General features: G+C 48.5%; 20 protein-coding genes. 16 read left to right on the forward strand and 4 right to left on the reverse strand.

Annotated features, from left to right (window positions below; all coding sequences use genetic code 11):
• Positions 1-8: 8 nt before the first annotated feature.
• The 9 genes from pth (at position 9) to HMPREF9069_RS07415 (ending at position 6,718) form a co-directional block, all read left to right on the forward strand.
• Complete coding sequence (pth, locus tag HMPREF9069_RS07375) at positions 9-593, forward strand: aminoacyl-tRNA hydrolase (RefSeq protein ID WP_021626606.1); 585 nt, start codon at positions 9-11, stop codon at positions 591-593.
• A 213-nt stretch (positions 594-806) separates the two neighbouring features.
• On the forward strand, positions 807-1,298 hold the full coding sequence (locus tag HMPREF9069_RS07380; protein ID WP_021626607.1) for a hypothetical protein: 492 nt from the start codon (positions 807-809) through the stop codon (positions 1,296-1,298).
• 56 nt (positions 1,299-1,354) lie between these two features.
• Entirely contained in the window at positions 1,355-2,125 is a 771-nt protein-coding gene (locus HMPREF9069_RS07385; RefSeq protein WP_021626608.1) for a GntR family transcriptional regulator, read from the forward strand.
• Positions 2,118-2,840 carry a GntR family transcriptional regulator gene (locus HMPREF9069_RS07390; RefSeq protein ID WP_021626609.1) on the forward strand — a complete coding sequence of 241 codons (723 nt, stop codon included), beginning with the start codon at positions 2,118-2,120 and terminating at the stop codon, positions 2,838-2,840. Before HMPREF9069_RS07385 ends, HMPREF9069_RS07390 begins: the two co-directional genes overlap by 8 nt.
• A 169-nt stretch (positions 2,841-3,009) precedes the next feature.
• Positions 3,010-4,071 carry an SIS domain-containing protein gene (locus HMPREF9069_RS07395; protein ID WP_021626610.1) on the forward strand — a complete coding sequence of 354 codons (1,062 nt, stop codon included), beginning with the start codon at positions 3,010-3,012 and terminating at the stop codon, positions 4,069-4,071.
• A 39-nt stretch (positions 4,072-4,110) separates the two neighbouring features.
• The gene (locus tag HMPREF9069_RS07400) at positions 4,111-4,536 is read left to right on the forward strand and encodes a PTS sugar transporter subunit IIA (RefSeq protein ID WP_021626611.1); all 426 of its coding nucleotides are present in this window, start codon (positions 4,111-4,113) and stop codon (positions 4,534-4,536) included.
• 39 nt (positions 4,537-4,575) lie between these two features.
• Positions 4,576-5,046, forward strand: coding sequence for a PTS sugar transporter subunit IIB (locus HMPREF9069_RS07405; RefSeq protein WP_021626612.1), 471 nt, complete (start codon positions 4,576-4,578; stop codon positions 5,044-5,046).
• Positions 5,047-5,094: 48 nt separating this feature from the next.
• The gene (locus HMPREF9069_RS07410) at positions 5,095-5,865 is read left to right on the forward strand and encodes a PTS mannose/fructose/sorbose/N-acetylgalactosamine transporter subunit IIC (RefSeq protein ID WP_021626613.1); all 771 of its coding nucleotides are present in this window, start codon (positions 5,095-5,097) and stop codon (positions 5,863-5,865) included.
• Positions 5,855-6,718, forward strand: coding sequence for a PTS system mannose/fructose/sorbose family transporter subunit IID (locus HMPREF9069_RS07415; protein ID WP_021626614.1), 864 nt, complete (start codon positions 5,855-5,857; stop codon positions 6,716-6,718). Before HMPREF9069_RS07410 ends, HMPREF9069_RS07415 begins: the two co-directional genes overlap by 11 nt.
• Positions 6,719-6,817: 99 nt before the next feature.
• On the opposite strand, the gene HMPREF9069_RS09625 is transcribed toward HMPREF9069_RS07415, so the two are convergent.
• Both HMPREF9069_RS09625 and HMPREF9069_RS07420 read right to left on the reverse strand, forming a co-directional pair.
• Positions 6,818-6,985 (reverse strand): hypothetical protein, encoded by a 168-nt coding sequence (locus tag HMPREF9069_RS09625; RefSeq protein ID WP_232204059.1) that lies wholly within the window; start codon positions 6,983-6,985, stop codon positions 6,818-6,820.
• 562 nt (positions 6,986-7,547) lie between these two features.
• Positions 7,548-8,561, reverse strand: a complete 1,014-nt coding sequence (locus tag HMPREF9069_RS07420) for a LacI family DNA-binding transcriptional regulator (RefSeq protein WP_021626616.1) — start codon at positions 8,559-8,561, stop codon at positions 7,548-7,550.
• Positions 8,562-8,801: 240 nt separating this feature from the next.
• Between HMPREF9069_RS07420 and HMPREF9069_RS07430 the strand changes: the two genes are divergently transcribed.
• From HMPREF9069_RS07430 to gltA, 7 genes are all read left to right on the forward strand, one after another.
• Positions 8,802-9,833, forward strand: a complete 1,032-nt coding sequence (locus HMPREF9069_RS07430) for a Gfo/Idh/MocA family protein (protein WP_035438817.1) — start codon at positions 8,802-8,804, stop codon at positions 9,831-9,833.
• A 38-nt stretch (positions 9,834-9,871) separates the two neighbouring features.
• Positions 9,872-10,792 (forward strand): sugar phosphate isomerase/epimerase family protein, encoded by a 921-nt coding sequence (locus tag HMPREF9069_RS07435; RefSeq protein WP_021626619.1) that lies wholly within the window; start codon positions 9,872-9,874, stop codon positions 10,790-10,792.
• Positions 10,793-10,882: 90 nt separating this feature from the next.
• Complete coding sequence (locus HMPREF9069_RS07440; protein ID WP_035438879.1) at positions 10,883-11,992, forward strand: substrate-binding domain-containing protein; 1,110 nt, start codon at positions 10,883-10,885, stop codon at positions 11,990-11,992.
• A 69-nt stretch (positions 11,993-12,061) separates the two neighbouring features.
• The gene (locus tag HMPREF9069_RS07445) at positions 12,062-13,591 is read left to right on the forward strand and encodes a sugar ABC transporter ATP-binding protein (RefSeq protein ID WP_021626621.1); all 1,530 of its coding nucleotides are present in this window, start codon (positions 12,062-12,064) and stop codon (positions 13,589-13,591) included.
• Entirely contained in the window at positions 13,591-14,619 is a 1,029-nt protein-coding gene (locus HMPREF9069_RS07450; protein WP_021626622.1) for an ABC transporter permease, read from the forward strand. The genes HMPREF9069_RS07445 and HMPREF9069_RS07450 overlap by 1 nt, the downstream gene beginning before the upstream one ends.
• Before the next feature lie 209 nt (positions 14,620-14,828).
• Positions 14,829-15,671: a sulfide/dihydroorotate dehydrogenase-like FAD/NAD-binding protein gene (locus tag HMPREF9069_RS07455; protein WP_035438820.1), complete on the forward strand. Its 843-nt coding sequence runs from the start codon at positions 14,829-14,831 to the stop codon at positions 15,669-15,671.
• Positions 15,659-17,062 (forward strand): NADPH-dependent glutamate synthase, encoded by a 1,404-nt coding sequence (gltA, locus tag HMPREF9069_RS07460; protein WP_021626624.1) that lies wholly within the window; start codon positions 15,659-15,661, stop codon positions 17,060-17,062. The genes HMPREF9069_RS07455 and gltA overlap by 13 nt, the downstream gene beginning before the upstream one ends.
• Positions 17,063-17,402: 340 nt before the next feature.
• On the opposite strand, the gene HMPREF9069_RS07465 is transcribed toward gltA, so the two are convergent.
• Both HMPREF9069_RS07465 and HMPREF9069_RS07470 read right to left on the reverse strand, forming a co-directional pair.
• A complete protein-coding gene (locus HMPREF9069_RS07465; protein WP_021626626.1) occupies positions 17,403-18,332 on the reverse strand; it encodes a peptidoglycan-binding domain-containing protein in 930 nt (309 codons plus the stop codon).
• On the reverse strand, positions 18,333-19,391 hold the full coding sequence (locus tag HMPREF9069_RS07470; protein WP_035438823.1) for a polyprenyl synthetase family protein: 1,059 nt from the start codon (positions 19,389-19,391) through the stop codon (positions 18,333-18,335).
• Positions 19,392-19,496: the final 105 nt, after the last annotated feature.

Here is a 19,496-nt window from a genome sequence, read left to right on the forward strand (position 1 = left end):
ACGCTTTTATGCCCTCTGTTCCAAAAACAATTCGCATAGTCTGTGGTCTGGGTAATCCTAGCGCAGACTATGCGTTTACTCGTCATAGTATTGGCTTTGCCGTAGTTGACCGTCTGGCGGATGACTATGGTGTTCGCTATTGGAAAAGCGAAGCTGGATGTATGGTCGCGCGAATCAAGGTGACGGATGTTTTTGGCGAAACGCGCGAAGTGCTGCTTGCCAAGCCGCAGGATTTTATGAATACCAGCGGTGGACCCCTTTCCAAACTTGCACGCTTAAATCATGTGAGTCCCGCGGAGTTGTTGGTAGTGCACGATGAGGTTGATTTAGCGGCGGGCAAGGTTGCTGCCAAGTGGGGCGGAGGTCTTAACGCGCATAATGGCCTGCGTTCAATTGCTGACAAGCTGAGTACACGCGATTTTGGTCGCCTGCGCTGCGGTATTGGTCGTCCTCCTGGAAAAATGGATGTGGCAACTTATGTGTTGCGTCAGCTCAAAGGTACCCAGCTGGAGGAGTTTGAGATGCTTGCCGCCGATGGTGCGGCTTGCGTTGAGCGCTGTTTGAAAGAAGGACTCGCTAAGGTAGCAAAATAAGCTACCAATCTCGAGGTGCCGCGCGTCGCGCTGAATTGAGTCACGCCGTTGGCATCTACATCCCATGGCATCTACGAAAGCGATGCTCATGCCCCGATCCCATAAATGTATCAAAGCGTGACATATATACAACTCTATTGGGAGTTTGTGGGAACAAGTACGCATCTGTTTGTAGTATCAAAGAAACATAGGTTTTGGTTCTAAGGGGATGTGATGTCGCTTTTTACCAGGGATGCTACAGCCAAGCTTGCAGCTGTAGATTTTCACAGCACAAAGACAATCTTTGAGGCTCCGCGATTTTCTTTTTTGCCTTCCTTTTACCAAGATGAGAAGAATAAAAAATGGGCAGTTGTTCTTAAAGGAATGCCTGCAGCAATTCATAGCTACGCAGATATCGTGGATTGTCAAGTTATTGAAAATGAGGCCTTTGATAGTAAAGGGGCCGATCAAAAGGCACTTTTCAAAAAGATTCTTATGAATCCCGCGCTCGTTTCAAAGGCAAATGCAAGTAAAAATGGAAAGTACTGCACGTCCATGCATGTGGTATTGCAGGTACTAGCAGCAAATGGTGAAGTTTCGACCCTTGGAGTTCCCCTCGTGCAAAAAGAAGTGCGACGTGATTCTTCTACCTATGAGATGATTAAGCAGGTTGCCAAGAAAATGAGAGACGATTTTCTTGCAATGAAAGAAGCAGGTCAAGCTTAAATTCTGAACTTTGATTTTGGAAAACTACAGCTGTGATGTAGTTCTCGCGAGGCGCTATGAGTGATGGAAAGATTCCAGCGTTTGACTACGCTTTGGAAAACATAAAAAACTACATTGAGAAGTTTGAACTCAAAGCTGGAGATCGCCTACCTTCTGAGCGCGATATGTGCCTTGAATGGGGTGTCTCGAGGACTGCATTGCGCAGTGCTATTCAGTTTTTGGTAGAAGCACATACCCTAGAAAGCAGAGGTGGATCCGGTACATATGTGGCGCCTGTTCGTCCTGTGTCGTATACAGGTCGAGCTGGTTTAGTTGGCTTTAGTGACAACGTGCGCGCGGTGGGTAAATCGCCAGCATCCGTTCTTCTTCATGCAGAAATACTGCCTGCGAGTCCTCATGTAGCAAAAAAATTGCGCATTAACCCTAGCGATTTAGTTTTCTATTTACATAGGTTGCGCCTTGTTGATGGTTTGCCTTGTATGGTCGAAAAAACCCAAGTGAACTATGCAATGTGCCCTGGAATAGAGAAGCATGATTTTGCATCGGAGTCGCTCTTTGATGTGCTCAAGACAAACTACGGAATTTATGTTGCACATGGTGAGGACCGTATTTCAATTACTCGAGCAGATACGCAGGAAGCAGAGCTGCTTGATATAGCTGTTGATGAACCGGTCTTTTTTGAGACGGGAACAGCTTGGATGGATGATGAAAGGCGTTTTGAGTACTACAAGTCAGTCATTCGTCCCGATCGTTATAGCTTTGTATCTGAAGCCGAAGACAGCCGTTATGTGATGGCAAAAACGTCGAGGACGGTACGCAATGACTGAGACATTCAAGCCACATCAGCCTATGTACCTGCAGCTTCGGGAATTGATCCGTACAAAGATTGAAGAGGGTGAATACCAACCCTACGACAGCATCCCTTCAGAAAATGAGCTTGCAGCCGAGTTTAATACCACGCGTCCTACTGTTCGTAATGCTGTAGATGCGCTAGTAGAAGAAGGACTCTTGCGCCGCGTGCAAGGCAAGGGCGTCTATGTGGTTGATCGCTCTCAAGAATTGGTGGAGTCACAGAAGGTTCGTGGCTTTCGTGAAGGCATAAGTGCGCAAAACGCTGTGCCAACGGTAAAAATTCTTTCGAAGAATCGTCGTCCTGCAGGAGAGTATTATGCGCGACTTTTCTCAATTCAGGCAGACGATATGGTGCTTGTGGCTCGACGGCTGAACTATGTGAACAACGTTCCCATTTCCATTGAACGTACGGTAATCCCTCTACCCATATTCCCTGAAATCGAAAAAATTGATATAGCGCTTTTCTCACTCTATGATGCGTACGCCCTTTTTGGACATCCTATTGCGCAGGCAGTTGAACGACTTGATATGGTGAGACTTACGGCACGCGATGCACGATTTCTCGAGATGAAAGAAAACCAACCCGTTATGGTTTATGACTGCATCAGTTATGACGAAACGGGAGCCGCAATGGAGCACTCGCGTATGTTGCGTCGGGGCGATAGGGCTTCTTATGCCGTTGTTTACTAATAATTCCATATACCACTTATCGTAAATTTAATACCACTAACCCAATCGCTCTGCTTTTTGTCAAAAGTGGTCTTATAAAACATTATCTTGTAAAAAAGTGGTTCTTAGAAACATGCAACATGTTTCTATAGCCTTATGTTCACGCCACACATATAAAGGGAGATTCACCATGAGGGAAAGTGCAACGGTGGAAATCATGAACTTTGATCAAGAAGGCTATCTGAGCGATGGCAAGCAGCTATACGAAATCGGAAAGAAGATGAAAGCGCTTGCCGATAAGGTTTGTGATGAAGGTTTTGATCACTTATTTCTGCTGGGTGTTGGGGGTACTTGGGATGAATTTTTGCGTCTCCAATATCTCATGAACAAGTATGCGGACACTGAGCATCAAGTACATCTTCTTCACGCAGCTGAGTGGAATGTTGTTGGTGACAAGTTTATGACCGACAAGTCAGTAGTTTTTACTTCTTCTGAGTCGGGTACCACTCCCGAAGTACTCCAAGCAGTAAAGAAAATGAAAAAGCAGAGCGTGCGTATTTATGCCATGACAAATCCCGAAGGACCCATTGGACAGGCGGTTGGTGCTGAAAACTGCATCATGATGGAAAACGACCACGCTACTGGTGGTTGCGAAAAAGGTTATTACCTTGCCGATTGCTTTGGCTTGCGTATCCTTAACCGCCAGGGCTTCTTCCCAAAGTACGATCAATTTATTGAGCAGACCAAAGGTATTTGGCAGGTACTGCTTGATATTCGCAAGGCCTTTGAACCCAAAGCTGAAGCCTTTGCAAAAAAATATGCCTTGGCTCCTTACACTATGTTTATCGGTTCGGGTGCTTTGTGGGGAGAAACGATTCTTTTTGCCATGTGTATTCTTGAAGAGATGCAGTGGAAGCGTACACGCTATATCAGTTCCGCAGACTTCTTCCATGGGACTCTTGAATTGGTAGAGCCTGGTGTGCCCGTAGTTTTGTTCAAGGGCGAAGATGAATGCCGCGCCCTTGATGAGCGCGTAGAAGCCTTTCTCAAGAGTGGCCGTACGGGTGATACGGATATTACCGTTATTGATACGGCTGAGTATGGCGTACCTGGACTTGATGATGACTTCCGCACGATTATTTCGACATATATTATTTCCGTGCTGTCTACCGATCGTTTGGCGCGCTACTACGAGACAGTAACAAAACACAATCTCAAATATCGTCGTTACTATCATCAGTTTGTTTACTAAGACAATGCTGGTGTCAACTCACTTTGGAGATTTACAGGCATGAGTAGAAAGTACGTAATTGCATCACATGCGCATTTTGCTGCGGGCATCTATGAGAGTCTCTGCCTTTTGGCGGGAGAACGAGATGACGTCTATATCCTCAATGCTTTTGTCGATGGAAACGATGATATTGCTTTAGCAGCAGTGGAGTTAGTTGATTCATTGCCATGCACCGATGATGTGGTTGTGTGTACTGATCTCTTTGGAGGTAGTGTCAACAATGAGTTCACCAAATTGATGCTCTCTCGCCTCAATGTCTATTTGATGTCAAATATGAATCTTCCTCTACTACTGACCTTGTTTTTTGCGGATGCAGAGGAAGACACGGATGCATTGTTGCGTAAGCTCGCTCATGATGATTCGCTGCATCCTGTGTACTGCAACGATGCAGTTTCAGGCGTGGATACCGAGGATGAAGACTTCTAACGTCAGGGCAAGAGGTGCGAGCAAGAGGGAGGGAATTCAATGATTTTATTGACACGAGTTGACCATAGGTTGCTACATGGCCAGATTGCCGTTTCTTGGGTACAGGGTATGCATGCGAACTGCATCTTTTGCGTTGGTGACCATGTGGCAAACGATCCTATCTGGAGGACCACTCTCAAGCTTGGCAAGCCTGCAGGTTGCAAACTGGTAATCAAGGATATGGCGCATGCAATTGAGGCAATCAATTCTGGCGTTACAGATAAGTATCGTATGTTGATCTGCTTGCAGACTATTGCAGAAGCAAAGCAACTTATCGATGGCTGTCCTCAAATCAAAAGTTTGAACTTAGGTAATACAAAGGCTACGGCGACCACACGCGAAGTGGCGCGTCAAGTCTTTTTGGAACCCGAAGAAGAAGAGATTTTGCGTCAGCTGGTAGACCAAGGAGTGGAGGTGGAAATACGTCCGCTTGCAGATGACCCAAAAATCGAGATTCAAAGTGTTCTGTAACTAGTTAAAAGTTTGAAAATCTAGCAACGGAAAGGATTGGAGGAGAAGATGCTTTTGCAAGCCATTTTGGTCGGCTTAGTTGCTGCCCTTGCAAATATGGACTATCAGTTTGGCACGCTTTACGCATTTAGGCCACTGATTACTTGTCCTCTTGTTGGTCTCGTTTTAGGAGATTTGCCCACAGGATTGGCGATTGGTGCAAGCCTTGAGCTGCTCTTTATGGGAAACATCTCTATTGGCGCTTATGTTCCCCCTGATGAAAAAGTTGGCAGTGTTCTTGCGTGCGCTTTTGCTATCACGCTTGGCAAGGGTACCGAAGCAGCAATCGCTCTCGCAATGCCTATCGCAGTGTTGTCATTGTCTATCAACAACATCATCAATGCCTTTATGCCTGTTTTGGTTGATCGTGCAGAGGTATATGCAAAGCAAGGCAATTTAAATGGTATCTATGCGATGCACTGGATTATTGGTCTTGCGGGCGTTGCGAAGAACTTCTTGCTTGTTTCTCTTGCCTTCTATCTTGGTGCGGATGCCATTCAGGGTGTACTTAACTGGATTCCCGAGTTCATTCTTACTGGTTTTGGCGTTGCAGCAAACATTCTTCCGGCAATGGGTTTTGCAATGCTTGGTCGTTTGGTACTTAAGAAGGAAAATCTACCTTTCTACTTCTTGGGCTTCTTGCTGGCATCGTATATGGGCGTTCCTGCTTTGGGCGTTGCCCTTATTGCCATCATTATTGGTATCGAAAAATTTAACCTGCTTGGCGTTGCCACTGACAATCAGCTAGCCGTAGAAGGAGATGACGACGATGACTTCTGATGCAGTAAATAACAATCTGCAGACTGCAGATGATCAGTACAAGATCACTAAAGATGACCTCATTAAGTCATCCCTTAATCTAGGCTCCTTGGGTATGGAGTTCTCTTGGACCTACTACAAGCAGATGAATCTTGCGTTTTGCTTGATGGTTGCGGGTATGCTCAAGAAGATTTATCACGATCGTCCTGAGGATTATGCAAAGGCACTCACTCGCCATGCGGCATTCTTTAACATCACTGTGCAGTTTGCTCCTTTTGTTGGCGGCATTGCTATGGCAATGGAAGAGCGTATTGCTCGTGGCGAAATTGAGCCTGAGGCGGTTAACGATGTTAAAGCTGCTCTCATGGGCCCGCTGTCGGGCATTGGTGATTCTATCTTCCTGACAACTATTCGTGTCATTGCTGCCGCAGTTGGTATTTCGCTTTGCCAAGCGGGCAATGCTTTTGGTCCCCTTGTTTTCCTGTTGATTTACAATATCCCTGCGTTTTGGCTGCGTGTGTGGGGTGTCCAGAAGGGTTATACCGTAGGTGTTAGCTTTTTGGAAAAAGCATCCGAAAGCGGTTTGATGCAAAAGGTTATCATGGCTGTGAGTATTGTCGGTGTCATGGTAATTGGTGCAATGACAAAAGACATGTTCTGGGCGACTATTCCTGTCCAAATTGGTACCGCTGCAGAAGGCGCAGATCCCACTACGATTCAGACTGTGCTTGATGGCATTATGCCGGGTGCTGTTGGTTTGATTGCTTTCTGGCTGTACTATTGGCTGCTTTCTAAAAAGATTAATCCCATGTGGTTGATCTTGGGCACTATGGTCTTAGGTGTTGTTGGTGCCTACTTTGGATTCCTTGCCTAAGGGCTGGAAAGTTGAGCTACTTTTGGTTTTGCGTAGGCGGTGGCTCTTTTGGGCCATCGCCTTTTTCATAGACTCACATAAACCCAAAACTCAGATGGTTCATCCTTCGAGTTTTTGAAAAATATGAGCTGCAGTTTTGTGCTTACTTGCCCCGAAACTTGAACCATCTATGGGTATATTCCTAAAAATGGCAATCATGCGATTCGCTTTGGACATCAATGCGGCATTTTCAGACCACTCTTCGCTCTGAGGGCCGATATGCGCCATTGCCTCTTTTTTATATCGCAGCATTTCTGCTGGTAGAAAGCCTGTTTTGAAAGACGGCTATTTTCCCGTGTTCTGCCGCATCTTTTGGTTTTAGCAAACTGGCTGCTAGACGACGTATGTCTATACTTCCAATATAAATATATTATTCAATATCAGCTCTAAATGGCGCATATCGGCTCTCAGAGCGAAGAGGGGTCTGAAAACACGCTTCATAGCGATAGAGAGACGAAAAATTTGCCAGTACAGGCAGCTGGGTACCTGATGTGGTGAGTGAAATCGCCTAGGGTGTATACCTTAGTTGAACTCGATTTTTTAAATGATCTGGGGTAAAGCGCTCAGAGGAGGCGTTTTTGGTAGGATTCCGATCGAAAACGCCTCCTCGGGGCTAAAATTTTTAACTAACCAGATGTGCTCAAGTAAATCAAGGAAAAAACATGGCGGGCACCTTCTTTGGCGTACCTTTATAGCGCACCTTCGCCTATGTGTGGCAGCTCTTAGCAACATACAGAAAAACTGAGCATGAACATGAAAGTGCTGAGGCTGCTGTATGGTGCTTAAAAGTTTACCTGCGCATGTGGGTCGTGGACTCGCGGGAGATAAGTTCGGTTTGTAAGAGCATGGACGATACGTCCGACGATGTACCACGAAGTCTTTCCAACATTAAAGTGCAGGCTGAATATCCCATTTGATAGCGTGGTTGAGCAATGGTGGTGATAGACGGTGTGAGCATCATCGAAGACTCAATATTGTCAAAACCAACTACAGCGAGTTCTTCAGGGATTTTGATGCCCATTTTGAGTGAGGCACGAATAACAGCAGCTGCATATACATCAGAGCAGGTAAAGATGCCATCGGGAATTTCATCCAAACCAAAGAGGTGGCTTGCTGCCGAATATGCAAGTGCATAACTATTGTCAGGAAGCTGCATGGTGTACTCGGGGCGGAGCTGTAGTCCATGCTCATCGAGCGCCTCAACAAAACCTCGGTAGCGCTCGCGTGTGTATTTGTACGTCTCGGGGCCCCTCATGATCGCTAGCCGCTCGCACCCACAGCTCACAAGACAATCAACCGCTTTTTTTGCGGCCATTCGGTCATCGATACTGATGAATGGCAAATCTGCTGCAGGAGTGTATTCGGCACACTGTACTACAGGAAATTGCTTGTCGAGTTCAACGAGAAATTCTGCATCAGTAGGACAGAGCATGATGACCCCTGATGCGTTGCAAGCTTCCAGCGCTGCTATGAAGCGCTCAAAGCTGCCACTAGCAGGGGCTTCATAGCGGACAAGAATCTCGCTACCTGCCATACGCGCGGCATCTTGGGCACCATGAATAATCTCACTATAAAAAGGGTTATCAAACCAAGGTATACACATAACAATGGGCCCGCGCGGTGTACGAGTAACTCCGCGTGCTGGAACTTCGTAGCTGTAGCCAAGACGCGCCATGGCCGCATGAACGTTACGTGCGGTTGCAGGGTCGACAATATCAGGGTGGTGCATAACACGAGAGACGGTCGCTGGGGATACTTGGGCCTCTTTTGCCAGCTGTGAGACCGTTACTTTTTTTGCTGCCATGACGGATTCCTTCGTCTGAACAGATGAGATGAGAAAATTTCAGCTTCTATCTTTACATAAGAAGAAGCTCAAATTGCCCAGAATCTTTCATTTAGATGAAAATTATGAAAATAAACCATTAACAGTAAAAAATAAGCCGTTTAGCGATGAAAACGTGAAAAGTAATGAAAAGATATTCAAGATAAATGAAACAAAAGAGTCAATGTTTCATGAAACGTGTTCATGAGGATGGGAGAGTTTATGCTGAAGGTAGGAGTTATCGGATGCGGACGTATTGCTCAAACTCGCCATCTACCTGAATATGCCGCCCGTAAAGATGTCGAGGTAGTGGGTGTATTTGATCAAAATTCCACCCGTGCAGAAGAGGTGGCTAAGCAATTTGGCGCTCAGGCATACTCCAGTGCAGAAGAGTTCATTGCGGACAAGCAGATCGATGCTGTAAGTATTTGCACTGCCAATGAAACGCATGCAGAACTTGCAATTGCATCCCTTCGTGCGGGCAAGCATGTTCTTTGCGAAAAACCCATGGGTACCACCCTAGAAGAGTGCGAAGCTATGGCAGCAGCTGCACGTGAAACTGGCAATCAGCTGATGGTTGATCAAAACCAACGCATCGCTGCAGCTCATAGCCGTGCTCGCCAGTTGATTGCTGAAGGTCACATTGGAAAGCCGTTGAGCTTTTCTACTACTTTTGCCCATGGTGGCCCCGAAACTTGGAGTGTCACTCCCGGTACTACGAGCTGGTTTTTTGATAAGAAGCGCGCGTCTCTTGGCGCGATGGCGGACCTCGGCGTGCATAAGACCGATTTGATTCAGTATTTGCTTGGCAGTACGGTAGTCGAGGTCAGCGCAAAGATTGCCACACTCGACAAGCGTACTCCCGATGGCGAGCTTGTGAGTGTAGACGACAATGCCCTGTGCATCTATCGCATGAGCGATGGTGTAATTGGCACGATGCGTGCGAGCTGGACCAACTATGGTCCCGAAGACAACTCGACAATTATCTATGGTGATGCAGGTGTCATGCATCTGTATGACGACCCCGTGCATTCAATCGTGATTGATTTACGCGATGGCACACGCGAGCTCTACGACCTTGATGTTATCCAAACCAATGACAATCAAACTTCCTCGGGCATTATTGATGCTTTTGTCGAAGGCATCACAGATGGCATAGGTCCTCTTATTTCTGCAGAAAGCGTATTGCCCGCGATGAGGGCGGTGTTTGCTGCAGTTGAATCTGACCACCTTGGTAAGGCCATTCAGCTTTAACGCAATGTACCAATAGTACGAGAAGGGAGCAAAGCTTTATGAAGTTAGGAATGCTTACCGCGATCCTTGATGATTACAGCTATGAAGAAGCAATTGATGCTGCAGCTGCATTGGGCTATGAATGTGTAGAGGTTGCATGTTGGTCCCAGGGCAAAGCAGAGCGACGTTACGCAGGTACGTCTCATATTGATGCGGAGCGCATACTTGTTGACGACGCTTACCGCGATCATGTAAAAAGCTATGCAGCCGAGAAAGGGATTGAGCTTTCGGCTTTGGGTTATTACCCCAATGTGCTTGACCCCGATCCATATCGTCGCGAGGTGTTTGTTGCTCATTTGATGGCGCTTATCCATGCTGCGTCGCGTTTGGATGTACCTGTTGTGACCACCTTTATTGGGCGAGATCAAAAGCTCAATGTTGAGGAAAACCTTGAGCTCGTAAAGCAGGTCTGGCCAGTGATTATCAAAGCAGCCGAGGATGAGGGTATCAAGATTGCTATTGAAAATTGCCCCATGCTTTTTGGTCCTGACCAGTGGCCAGGAGGTCAGAATCTCTTTACTTCCCCTGAGATGTGGAAGCGTATTTTTGAGATCCTTCCATTCAAAAATCTTGGTATTAACTTTGATCCCTCGCACTTTGTGTGGCAGCAGCTTGACTACGTCCGTGCTGTTAGGGAATTTGGCGACAAGATCTTCCACGTGCACTTTAAAGACATCAAGCTCCTTCCTGATGAGCTGGCGCGCGTAGGCGTACTTGCCTATCCGCTGGAGTACATGGTCCCCAAGCTTCCTGGTCTTGGCGATGTTGACTGGGACAGTTTTGTCTCTGCCTTAACTGAGGTGGGCTATGACGGTCCTGCTTGTGTAGAGATGGAAGACCGCGCCTTTGAGAGTAGCCGCCAAAAAGTAATCGATAGTCTCACACTGGCACGTCGTTACATGTTGCAGTTTGTCATTTAGGAATCATGCCTCCATCGAGGATGGAGGCTTAAAGGGGCAGGGATTGGCCCTGCGATGATTGGCAGCAATGCTGACGAAAAGGAGAGAGAAATGATCCAACTTAACCGTCGTACATTCTTGGCAGGCGCAATGGGCACAACTTTTGCTACGGCACTTGCAGCTTGCGGATCATCCAATACCGCAAGCAACGGTTCTGCTGCGGGTAGCTCGGTTGCTGGCTCGGGCAAGCATATTTATGTTTTGACCCCTTCCGAGGACCATGGCTGGACTGGTTCTGTCGCTACTTTTGCAAAGGCAAAGATCGAGGAGGTCAATAAGGCTGGTGCATACGAGGCTGAGCTTATTACTTCCGACAATGCCGCCGACCAGATTAAGCGCGTCGAGGATATCCTTGCGGGCGACACCAGCAAAATTGCGGGCATCGTTATTCAGCCTATGGATGACACACTGCAGGCAACCATTCAGTCCATCGCTGACGCCAAGATTCCTTACGTTGCATTTGACCGCATTATTGATGCTGTTGCCTCTACAGCAGTCTCCAATGTCAAGGGTGATAACCAAGGTATCGGCGCTGGCTCTGCTGCTTGGTTTGTTGAGAATGGCCTTAAGCCCGGTGACGACGTTTACGTCTTTGAGGGCGATACCTCCTCTGTTACTACCCTGCGTAACGAAGGCTTCACCAAGTATCTGACGGGCGACCTTGATTTTGATGGCACCTCTATCGATGGTGCTGCAAAGTGGAGTGAGGACGATCTTAAGCACATCACCAAGTCTGGCGCTACCAACTGGAGCCGTTCTGATACCAAGGCAGATTTTGAATCTTTGCTGGGTGATGAGGCAAACGCAAAGATTAAGTGGTGGTATTGCGAGGATGACGAGTTGGCTATGGGTATCCTCGAGGCTCTCAACGGCGGTGGCATTTCCGATTCTGCCAAGAAGACCTTCTTTGAGCAGAAGCCCTTCATCACTGGTTGCGGTGGCCTTGACGAGCTTTACGAAGTCCTGCGTGGCAACTCCTACCAGGACATCGTTGCCAAGATTGGTGGTCTCATGTCTGTCACCTATTCACCTTCCATGATTCAAACCGCCATCCAGGACCTTATCGACAGTCTTGATGGCAAGGATGTTGAGCAGGATCACGTTATTGAGTGCCACAACGTTACCGCTGAAAACGTTGCTGACTTTAAGTCCTTCAAGTAAGCAGTACGACGCACGACACGGGTGGGGTCCCTCTGCTCCACCCGTGTACTTTTTTTGGGAGGAGAGTGCATGAGCCTACTTGAAATGCGCGGCATCAAAAAAGCATTTAATGGAATCAGCGTGCTTAATAGCGTAGACCTCACGGTGGAACGCGGAGAGGTCCATGCTCTGCTTGGTGAAAATGGAGCAGGTAAATCCACGCTGATGAATATCCTGACGGGAGTATATTCTTCCGATGCAGGTACGGTGAACTTTGATGGCCAAGACCTTACGGGTCTATCAATTCGTGACACCGAAGCTGCAGGTATTGCCTTTGTGCATCAGGAACTCAGTCTATTTAATGACCTCAAGGCCTATGAGAATATCTATCTTGGCAAGGAGTTGGTCAACCGTTTTGGTACATTGCAGCGTCGCCAAATGGCGGATACCGCAGCTGAGCTCTTTGCACGACTGGGTGTAGATATTGATCCCTACGCAGAAGTTTCCGAGCTCAAGACCAGTCAAAAGCAATTGCTTGAGATTGCAAAAGCACTCTTTTTTGATGCGAAACTCCTCATTCTTGATGAGCCGACAACTGCACTCAACAATGAGGAAGTGGAGCATCTCTTCCAGATTGTGCGCAAGCTCAAGGAAAAAGATACAGCATTTGTTTTTATCTCCCATAAAATGCCAGAGATTTTTGAACTCTGCGACAGTTATACCGTCCTGCGCAACGGAAGCTTTGTGACATCAGGCAAGATTGCAGATACAACACCCGCTCACGTGACGGGGCATATGGTGGGCAGCGAACTGCGCCAAGGAGATGTGTATGTGGCTCGTGAGGTGGGCGATATCGTGCTGTCGCTCAAGGATTTTTCGGGCCCAGGATTTGCTCACATCAATCTTGAATTACATCGAGGCGAAGTTGTGGGCTTTACAGGACTGCAGGGGTGTGGGAGCAGCGAACTTATGCAGTGCATGTTTGGTGCAACTTCGCCCACCTCAGGCACAATTGAGGTGAATGGAAAGCGATTGTCTGGTGGGTCTATTCATGAGGCAATGCGCTCTGGTATTGCTATGCTTGCCTCAAATCGCAAGGAAAACTCTCTGCTTCCAGACTTGTCGTTGCTTGAGAATATGTATGTCTCCGAGCATGTACTTTCTGCTTGCCACTTCAATATCAAGCATGCAGAAGAAGAGCAAAAGTTTGCCAATTACCGGGAGTCTCTGGGTATCAAATGCAATAGCAGCGAGGATTTGATTACCTCGCTTTCTGGTGGTAATCAGCAAAAAGTTTTTGTGGCACGTTGGCTCGATACGGATGCGCAGGTTTTGCTTTTTGATAACCCCACGCAGGGCATTGATGTGGGTGCCAAGGCAGAAATATACCGGCTCATTCTTGCGCTTGCTGAGCAAGGCAAGACTATCGTCATCAATACGCTTGAGATTCCCGAAATCCGTCAGGTAGCAGATGCCTGCTACGTCTTCTATGAAGGCTCGATTATCAAGACACTTCCTCATCAGGAAATTGAAGAGCATACCGTGATGTTGTATTCCACCAATTCCCTTGCCGCAGAGGTGACGGGTAGCAATAAGATCAAGTGGCAGGAGGAACACTAATGGCAAAAAATACTAAGGGAGGAGCTTTGCTTGGCTCCCTCAAGAAGTACGGCTATATTCTGGTTTTCTTGGTCATCTATCTGGTGTATGCCAGCGCAAGCGGTGGTTTGAGCGTTGCCTCTTCAATGAATATCTTGCGTCATAGTGCAGTTATTGGCAGTGTAGCAATTGGCATGGGATTGATTTGCTTGACAGGTGATATTGACCTGAGCGTGGGTTCTATGCTGGCACTTGTTGCGGGTTTTGCGGTAGTAGTGTTCAATGCTACGGGCTCCATTATTTTGACCCTGCTCTTTGCGCTTGTCTTTGGTGCGTTGCTTGGCTTTATTAATGGTGTGTTGGTGGGCGTGGTAAAGATGCCTGCTTTTATTGCGACTCTTGCGACGATGCTTATTTATCGTTCTCTATCTCAGTATTTTTGCCAGCACCTGCCGGCAGAACTTATTGGCAACGGTAGTTCGGTTTATCGTATGTCTGCAAGCATTCCTTCTTATCAGGGACTCTATGGTTTTGGCAATGGCAAGCTTGGTGTTATCCCCATCGTGGGCATTGTGTTGATTGTGCTGGCTGTTGCCTTTGTATATGTGAGTGGTTTTACTAAATTTGGCAAGAAGATCTATGCCGTGGGATCTAACGCTAAAGCAGCTCAACTTGCGGGTATTAACGTCGCTCTTATGCGCACACTTGTCTTTACCCTTTCGGGTGTCTTGGTAGGTTTAGGCGCTTTTCTCTGGATTGCAATGAATGCATCTGCTGATCCTGCAACTACAGGTAGTGGCTACGAGATGTATGCTATCGCCTCTGTTGTTCTTGGCGGTGTAAGCATGGCTGGAGGTCGTGGCACCTTCCTTGGCGTGTTTTTTGGTACGCTTTCCTACGATGTTATCGACAAGATTATCATCGCCCTCAAGATGGATTCTCTTATCAACAATTCAATTAAGGGCGTCATTTTAATTTTGGTTATTCTGATTCAAATTTCAGCCCCCGAAATCCGTGCTTGGTTTGCATCGCGTCGCAAGTCCGCCTAAGGTGAAATACCGCTTCTTAGCTAGGCTTTTTGTTTTCCCACCTCCTCCCTTAGTTTTAGTCATTTTAGGGAGGAGGTGGGGTGTTTTTGGACGTATTGCCTTAGGGGGAGAGGCGTGATTGCGTTACAATCTTTATGTTTTGTGGTTCGACCGGCGCGGGGGACGTGCGGGTCGAATTGAGATGCTGCGAAGGAGAGGAGCCCTGCGCTATGTACAAAATCCTCGATAAGACGCAGTTCTCGGAGAAGGTATTCAAGTTCCGCATTGAGGCACCCAAGATGGCCAAGCATTGCAAGGCTGGTCAATTCCTGATGGTGCGTGCAAACGAGACGGGCGAGCGCGTGCCTTTCACTTTTGCGGATTGGGATGCCGACGAGGGCTGGGTTGAGTTCATCTTCATGGTAATTGGCAAGACTACCATGATGCTTTCGACGTATCAGGTTGGTGACTTTATTCAGGATGTCACTGGTCCTTTGGGTCGACCCAGCGAGTTTGAGGATGGTGTTTGGACGGTTATTGGTGGTGGCGTTGGCTTGGCTATCGCATTCCCGATTACCCGTCAGCTAGTCAAGACTGGTCATGAGGTTCATGCCATCATGGGCGCTCGCACCAAGGATTTGCTGTTGCTCGAGCCTCAGTTCCGTGAGATTCTTGACGACGAGCACATCCATATCACCACTGATGACGGCTCCTATGGTGAGCAGGGCGTTGTCACTGCACCGCTTGAGCATCTCCTGCAGGCTGGCCAGACCGACCATGTCTTCTGCGTAGGCCCCGTGCCGATGATGAAATTCTCTGCTATGACTGCCGAGAAGTACAACACGCCGATTATCGCTTCTTTGAATCCCATTATGGTTGATGGCACTGGTATGTGCGGTTGCTGTCGTGTTGAGGTTGGTGGCGAGACCAAGTTTGCTTGTGTCGATGGCCCTGACTTTGATGCAACCAAAGTCGACTGGAATGACCTGCGTGCACGTCAGGCTGCATACCGCACCGAGGAGGGTCAGGCCATGAAGGCTTATGAGGAGGCGAACTGCGCATGCCAGAAGTAAAGGGTCGTTATATCCCTGATATGAAGACGCCGCGTGTTCCTGCTAATGAGGAACCAGCGCTTGAGCGCGCGCGCGACTTCCGTCCCGTTGACAAGGGTTATACCGAGGAGATGGCCGTTACCGAGGCTAATCGCTGCCTCGATTGCAAGCGTCCATTCTGTGTTGAGGGCTGCCCCGTCAACATCAATATCCCTAAATTCATCGAAGCCATTCGTGAGCGCGACTTTGGTCGTGGTCTGGATGTCATTCGCGAAGACTCTATGCTGCCTGCTATCTGCGGTCGTGTCTGTCCGCAAGAGAGTCAGTGCGAGGGCAAGTGCATTCGTGGCAAGAAGGGCGAGCCTGTAGCAATTGGTCAGCTCGAGCGCTTCTTGGGTGATCGTCCTGAGCTTGCTTCTGCCCCTGTCAAGAAGCCTGCAAATGGCAAGAAGGTTGCCATTATTGGTTGTGGTCCTTCTGGTATTACCTGCGCTGGCGAGCTTGCTCGTGAGGGCTTTGATGTCACCGTGTTTGAGGCCTTCTTTACCGGCGGTGGCGTTTTGGTTTACGGCATTCCTGAGTTCCGTCTTCCCAAGGCAGTTGTCAAGCGCGAGATTGATGGTCTCGAGGAGCTTGGTGTCAAGTTCGAGTACAACTCGGTTGTCGGTCGTATCACCGATGCTCAGGAACTCTTCGACCAGGGCTTTGACGCTCTTTACATTGCACTTGGTGCAGGTCTGCCCAAGTTCCTGAATGTTCCTGGCGAGAACCTGCCTAATGTCTTCTTTGCAAACGAGTACCTCACCCGTGTCAACCTCATGAAGGCAAGTCAGTTCCCCGAGTACGACACTCCTACCAAGCACGGTAAGCATGTCGTGGTCTTTGGTGGCGGCAATGTTGCTATGGACTCTGTCCGTACTGCTTTGCGTCTGGGTGCTGATGAGGTTACCCTGTGTTATCGTCGTACCGAGGCTGAGATGCCCGCGCGTCGTGCTGAGGTGCTCCATGCCAAGGCTGAGGGTGTCAAGATTCATGAGCTGGTCTCGCCGCTGGAGTTTATCGCTGGTGAGGACGGCGCTGTTTGTGGTGTCAAGGTGCAAAACATGCAGCTTGGCGAGCCCGATGAGTCTGGCCGTCGTCGTCCCGAGCCTATCGAGGGCGACACCGAGGTTATCCCCTGCGATGTTGCAGTGTCCGCAATTGGCACTAACGCTAACCCCTTTGCCGAGATGATTGGTGATTACGACCTCAACAAGTGGGGTTATATTGCCGCTGACGAGGATGGTCGTACTTCCGATCCTCGTATCTGGGCTGGTGGCGACGTTGTAACTGGTGCTGCTACGGTTATTTTGGCAATGGGTGCTGGCAAGAAGGCCGCCGCAAGTATGACCAAGGCTCTGCTTGGCGAGTAAAGTTTTAAGTTATTTATCTAAGCAGGTCAGATGGGGCTCGCAGATGCGGGTCCCGTTTTTTATAGCTGACCAACTTGGTTCCCTGCATTTTTTGCAGAAAAACTGCTGAGGTAAAACCAATCTAGTCCTGCTTATCCTTTGACCAGCCCTCGTAATTGTTGCAACCTCAGGTTGCAACGCTTCCTTTTTACCTGCACTTTTTCATAAATAAGCAGGTAGATAGGTATGAAAAATATTCGTTGCAAGCTGAGGTTGCAACGAATACAAAGAGGGATTTGCAATAAAAAAAGCTCCAGCCTGAGACTGGAGCAGAGTAGAGGTAGAGATTAGAGAAGCAGAGCTAGTTTGCCTCAGGCAAAGCAAAAGCAGCGCAAATTGCATCTAGCAGCATGACAGCAAAGGTCTGAGAGTCACCTGCAGTAAAACTGCCGTCATATCCTAAATTGAGCGGCAACTCAATGCGCAGCACCTGTGGCTCATTGTGTTTATGTGTGACATCCAAAGCAACGCGGATACGCATGGGCAGCGCCTCTACATCATCCATCGTTACGTTTTGGATGGGCGAGTCAGTTGGTAGTGGTGTTGTGGCCACAATAAAGAGCACATCAATGTCTGAGCGTGCGTCCTCGGGAGTATTGATGAGCTCAAGACCACTCTCTTCGGTTGTAGCAGAAGCGAGGTTCCATACACGCCCTGCAATACTACGAGAAATGGGATCTTCGCCAGTAATCTGCAGACTCATTGATTCCAGTACATCTGCTGCGCGAGCAAAGCCCATGCCGCCCATGGGGTGTGGGCCAGAAGCAGGCTTGCCACCCCATACATGATGCAGACGGTCAATAGCATCAAAGGTATCTTGGAAGCACATGCCATCGGCAAGGGCCCCCTGGCTTTCTTGGAATTGCTTTACCGCAGACTCGGTGTAGGCACCATAGTATCCATCGGCCTCTCCGCAAGAAAAACCCAAGATATTAAGGCGTGTTTGCAGTGTACGTACATCGGAGCCATGAAACTTGGGCAACCTTAGATAGAGCGTGCGGTCACCGAGCTGATAGCCTTCATCCACCAAAGCAGACCATGTTTCGGTATCGACACAGCTATCTAGTGTTAGTCCCTGTGCCAGACGAAAACGACCCACGGCTGTTGCGGTAGAAGGACCAAACCGACGAGCCTCAAGTTCGGCTGCATCAATCTGTTGACCGGTAGCAACTAGACGCTCTTGGATGTCCTCCACGGCGGCGCCAGTTGCGCCCTCGCGAATGGGTTCCATTTATGCACTCCGTTCGATAAAGAAATCTGCCATAGAAAGCAGGGTGGCACGCGCTTCTTTAGCAAACATAGCGCCATCCAGCTTGAGTTTTGCTGTAGCAATCAGGCGAGCAGCCTCCTGCTGTACGTAGCCAATCGATCCCGCTTCTTGCATGAGTTCGACTGCATATTTGAGTTTAGCAGCATCGGTCGTATGGGTCTTAAGAATCTGTAGTAGTTCCGCATGCTTTTCTTCAGGAAGATGTGTAAGCGCATGAACCACTGCAAGCGTGCGCTTTCCCTCGGTGATGTCGCTGCGGAAGTCCTTGCCTTGTGCTGTGGCATCTCCTATAAGGTTAAGCAGATCATCGGCCAGCTGGAATGCAAGACCTGCTGCCATACCAAATTCTCTCAGCGCTTTTACTTGATCGGGGCTTCCTCCGCCGCAGATAGCGCCTACTGCCAAAGGTACTGCTCCTGAGTAATACGCAGTCTTATGTTGCGCCATGTATAGATAATCTTCGGGCGTAACATCCCAGCGCTCATCACGTACCCAACCCAGGTCAAGCGCCTGCCCCTCGACGGTCATGCGCTCCATACGTACAATTTCGCTGATAGCACGCAAAGTTACCGTGTCGGGCAGACTGCTGTGAGCAAGCATATCGCTTATAACTTCTACTAATGCGAGGTCTCCCACGTTTATTGCAATTCCGACGCCTTCACTTACATGCACGCAGGGTTCACCCCGCCGGGTTTCTCCCTGATCGGCAATATCATCGTGAATCAGCGCAGCACTCTGAAAATTTTCAATTGCGCAGGCAAAGGGCATTGCCCGCGTGGCATCTCCCCATACTGCCTCACAGCCAAGCAGGCAGAGCGTGGGACGTGTTCTCTTGCCTCCACGTGCGGTAAATTCTGCGAGCGGCCCATAGAGATAACGCTCTAAGTCATCATGCTGGCTACCAGCAGCTGCATGTGGCGCATGCGTCGCAAGGTAGTCTTCGATGACAGGCAGGCTCCGACGTAAATATGCAACAAAACGACCAGGTTCAGGCTGTACACCCGCTGCATGAGAAGTCACGTTTTGCCTGCTTTCTTGTTGTCGTAAATACTGCGTTTTGAGTCTGGAACTCAATTTTAGCGTATGCATGCTGTGCGCTGCGAGAGCTGACGGCCACACCGTTTG

The sequence above is a fragment of the Atopobium sp. oral taxon 810 str. F0209 genome, assembly GCF_000466405.1.
Taxonomy (GTDB): domain Bacteria; phylum Actinomycetota; class Coriobacteriia; order Coriobacteriales; family Atopobiaceae; genus Olegusella.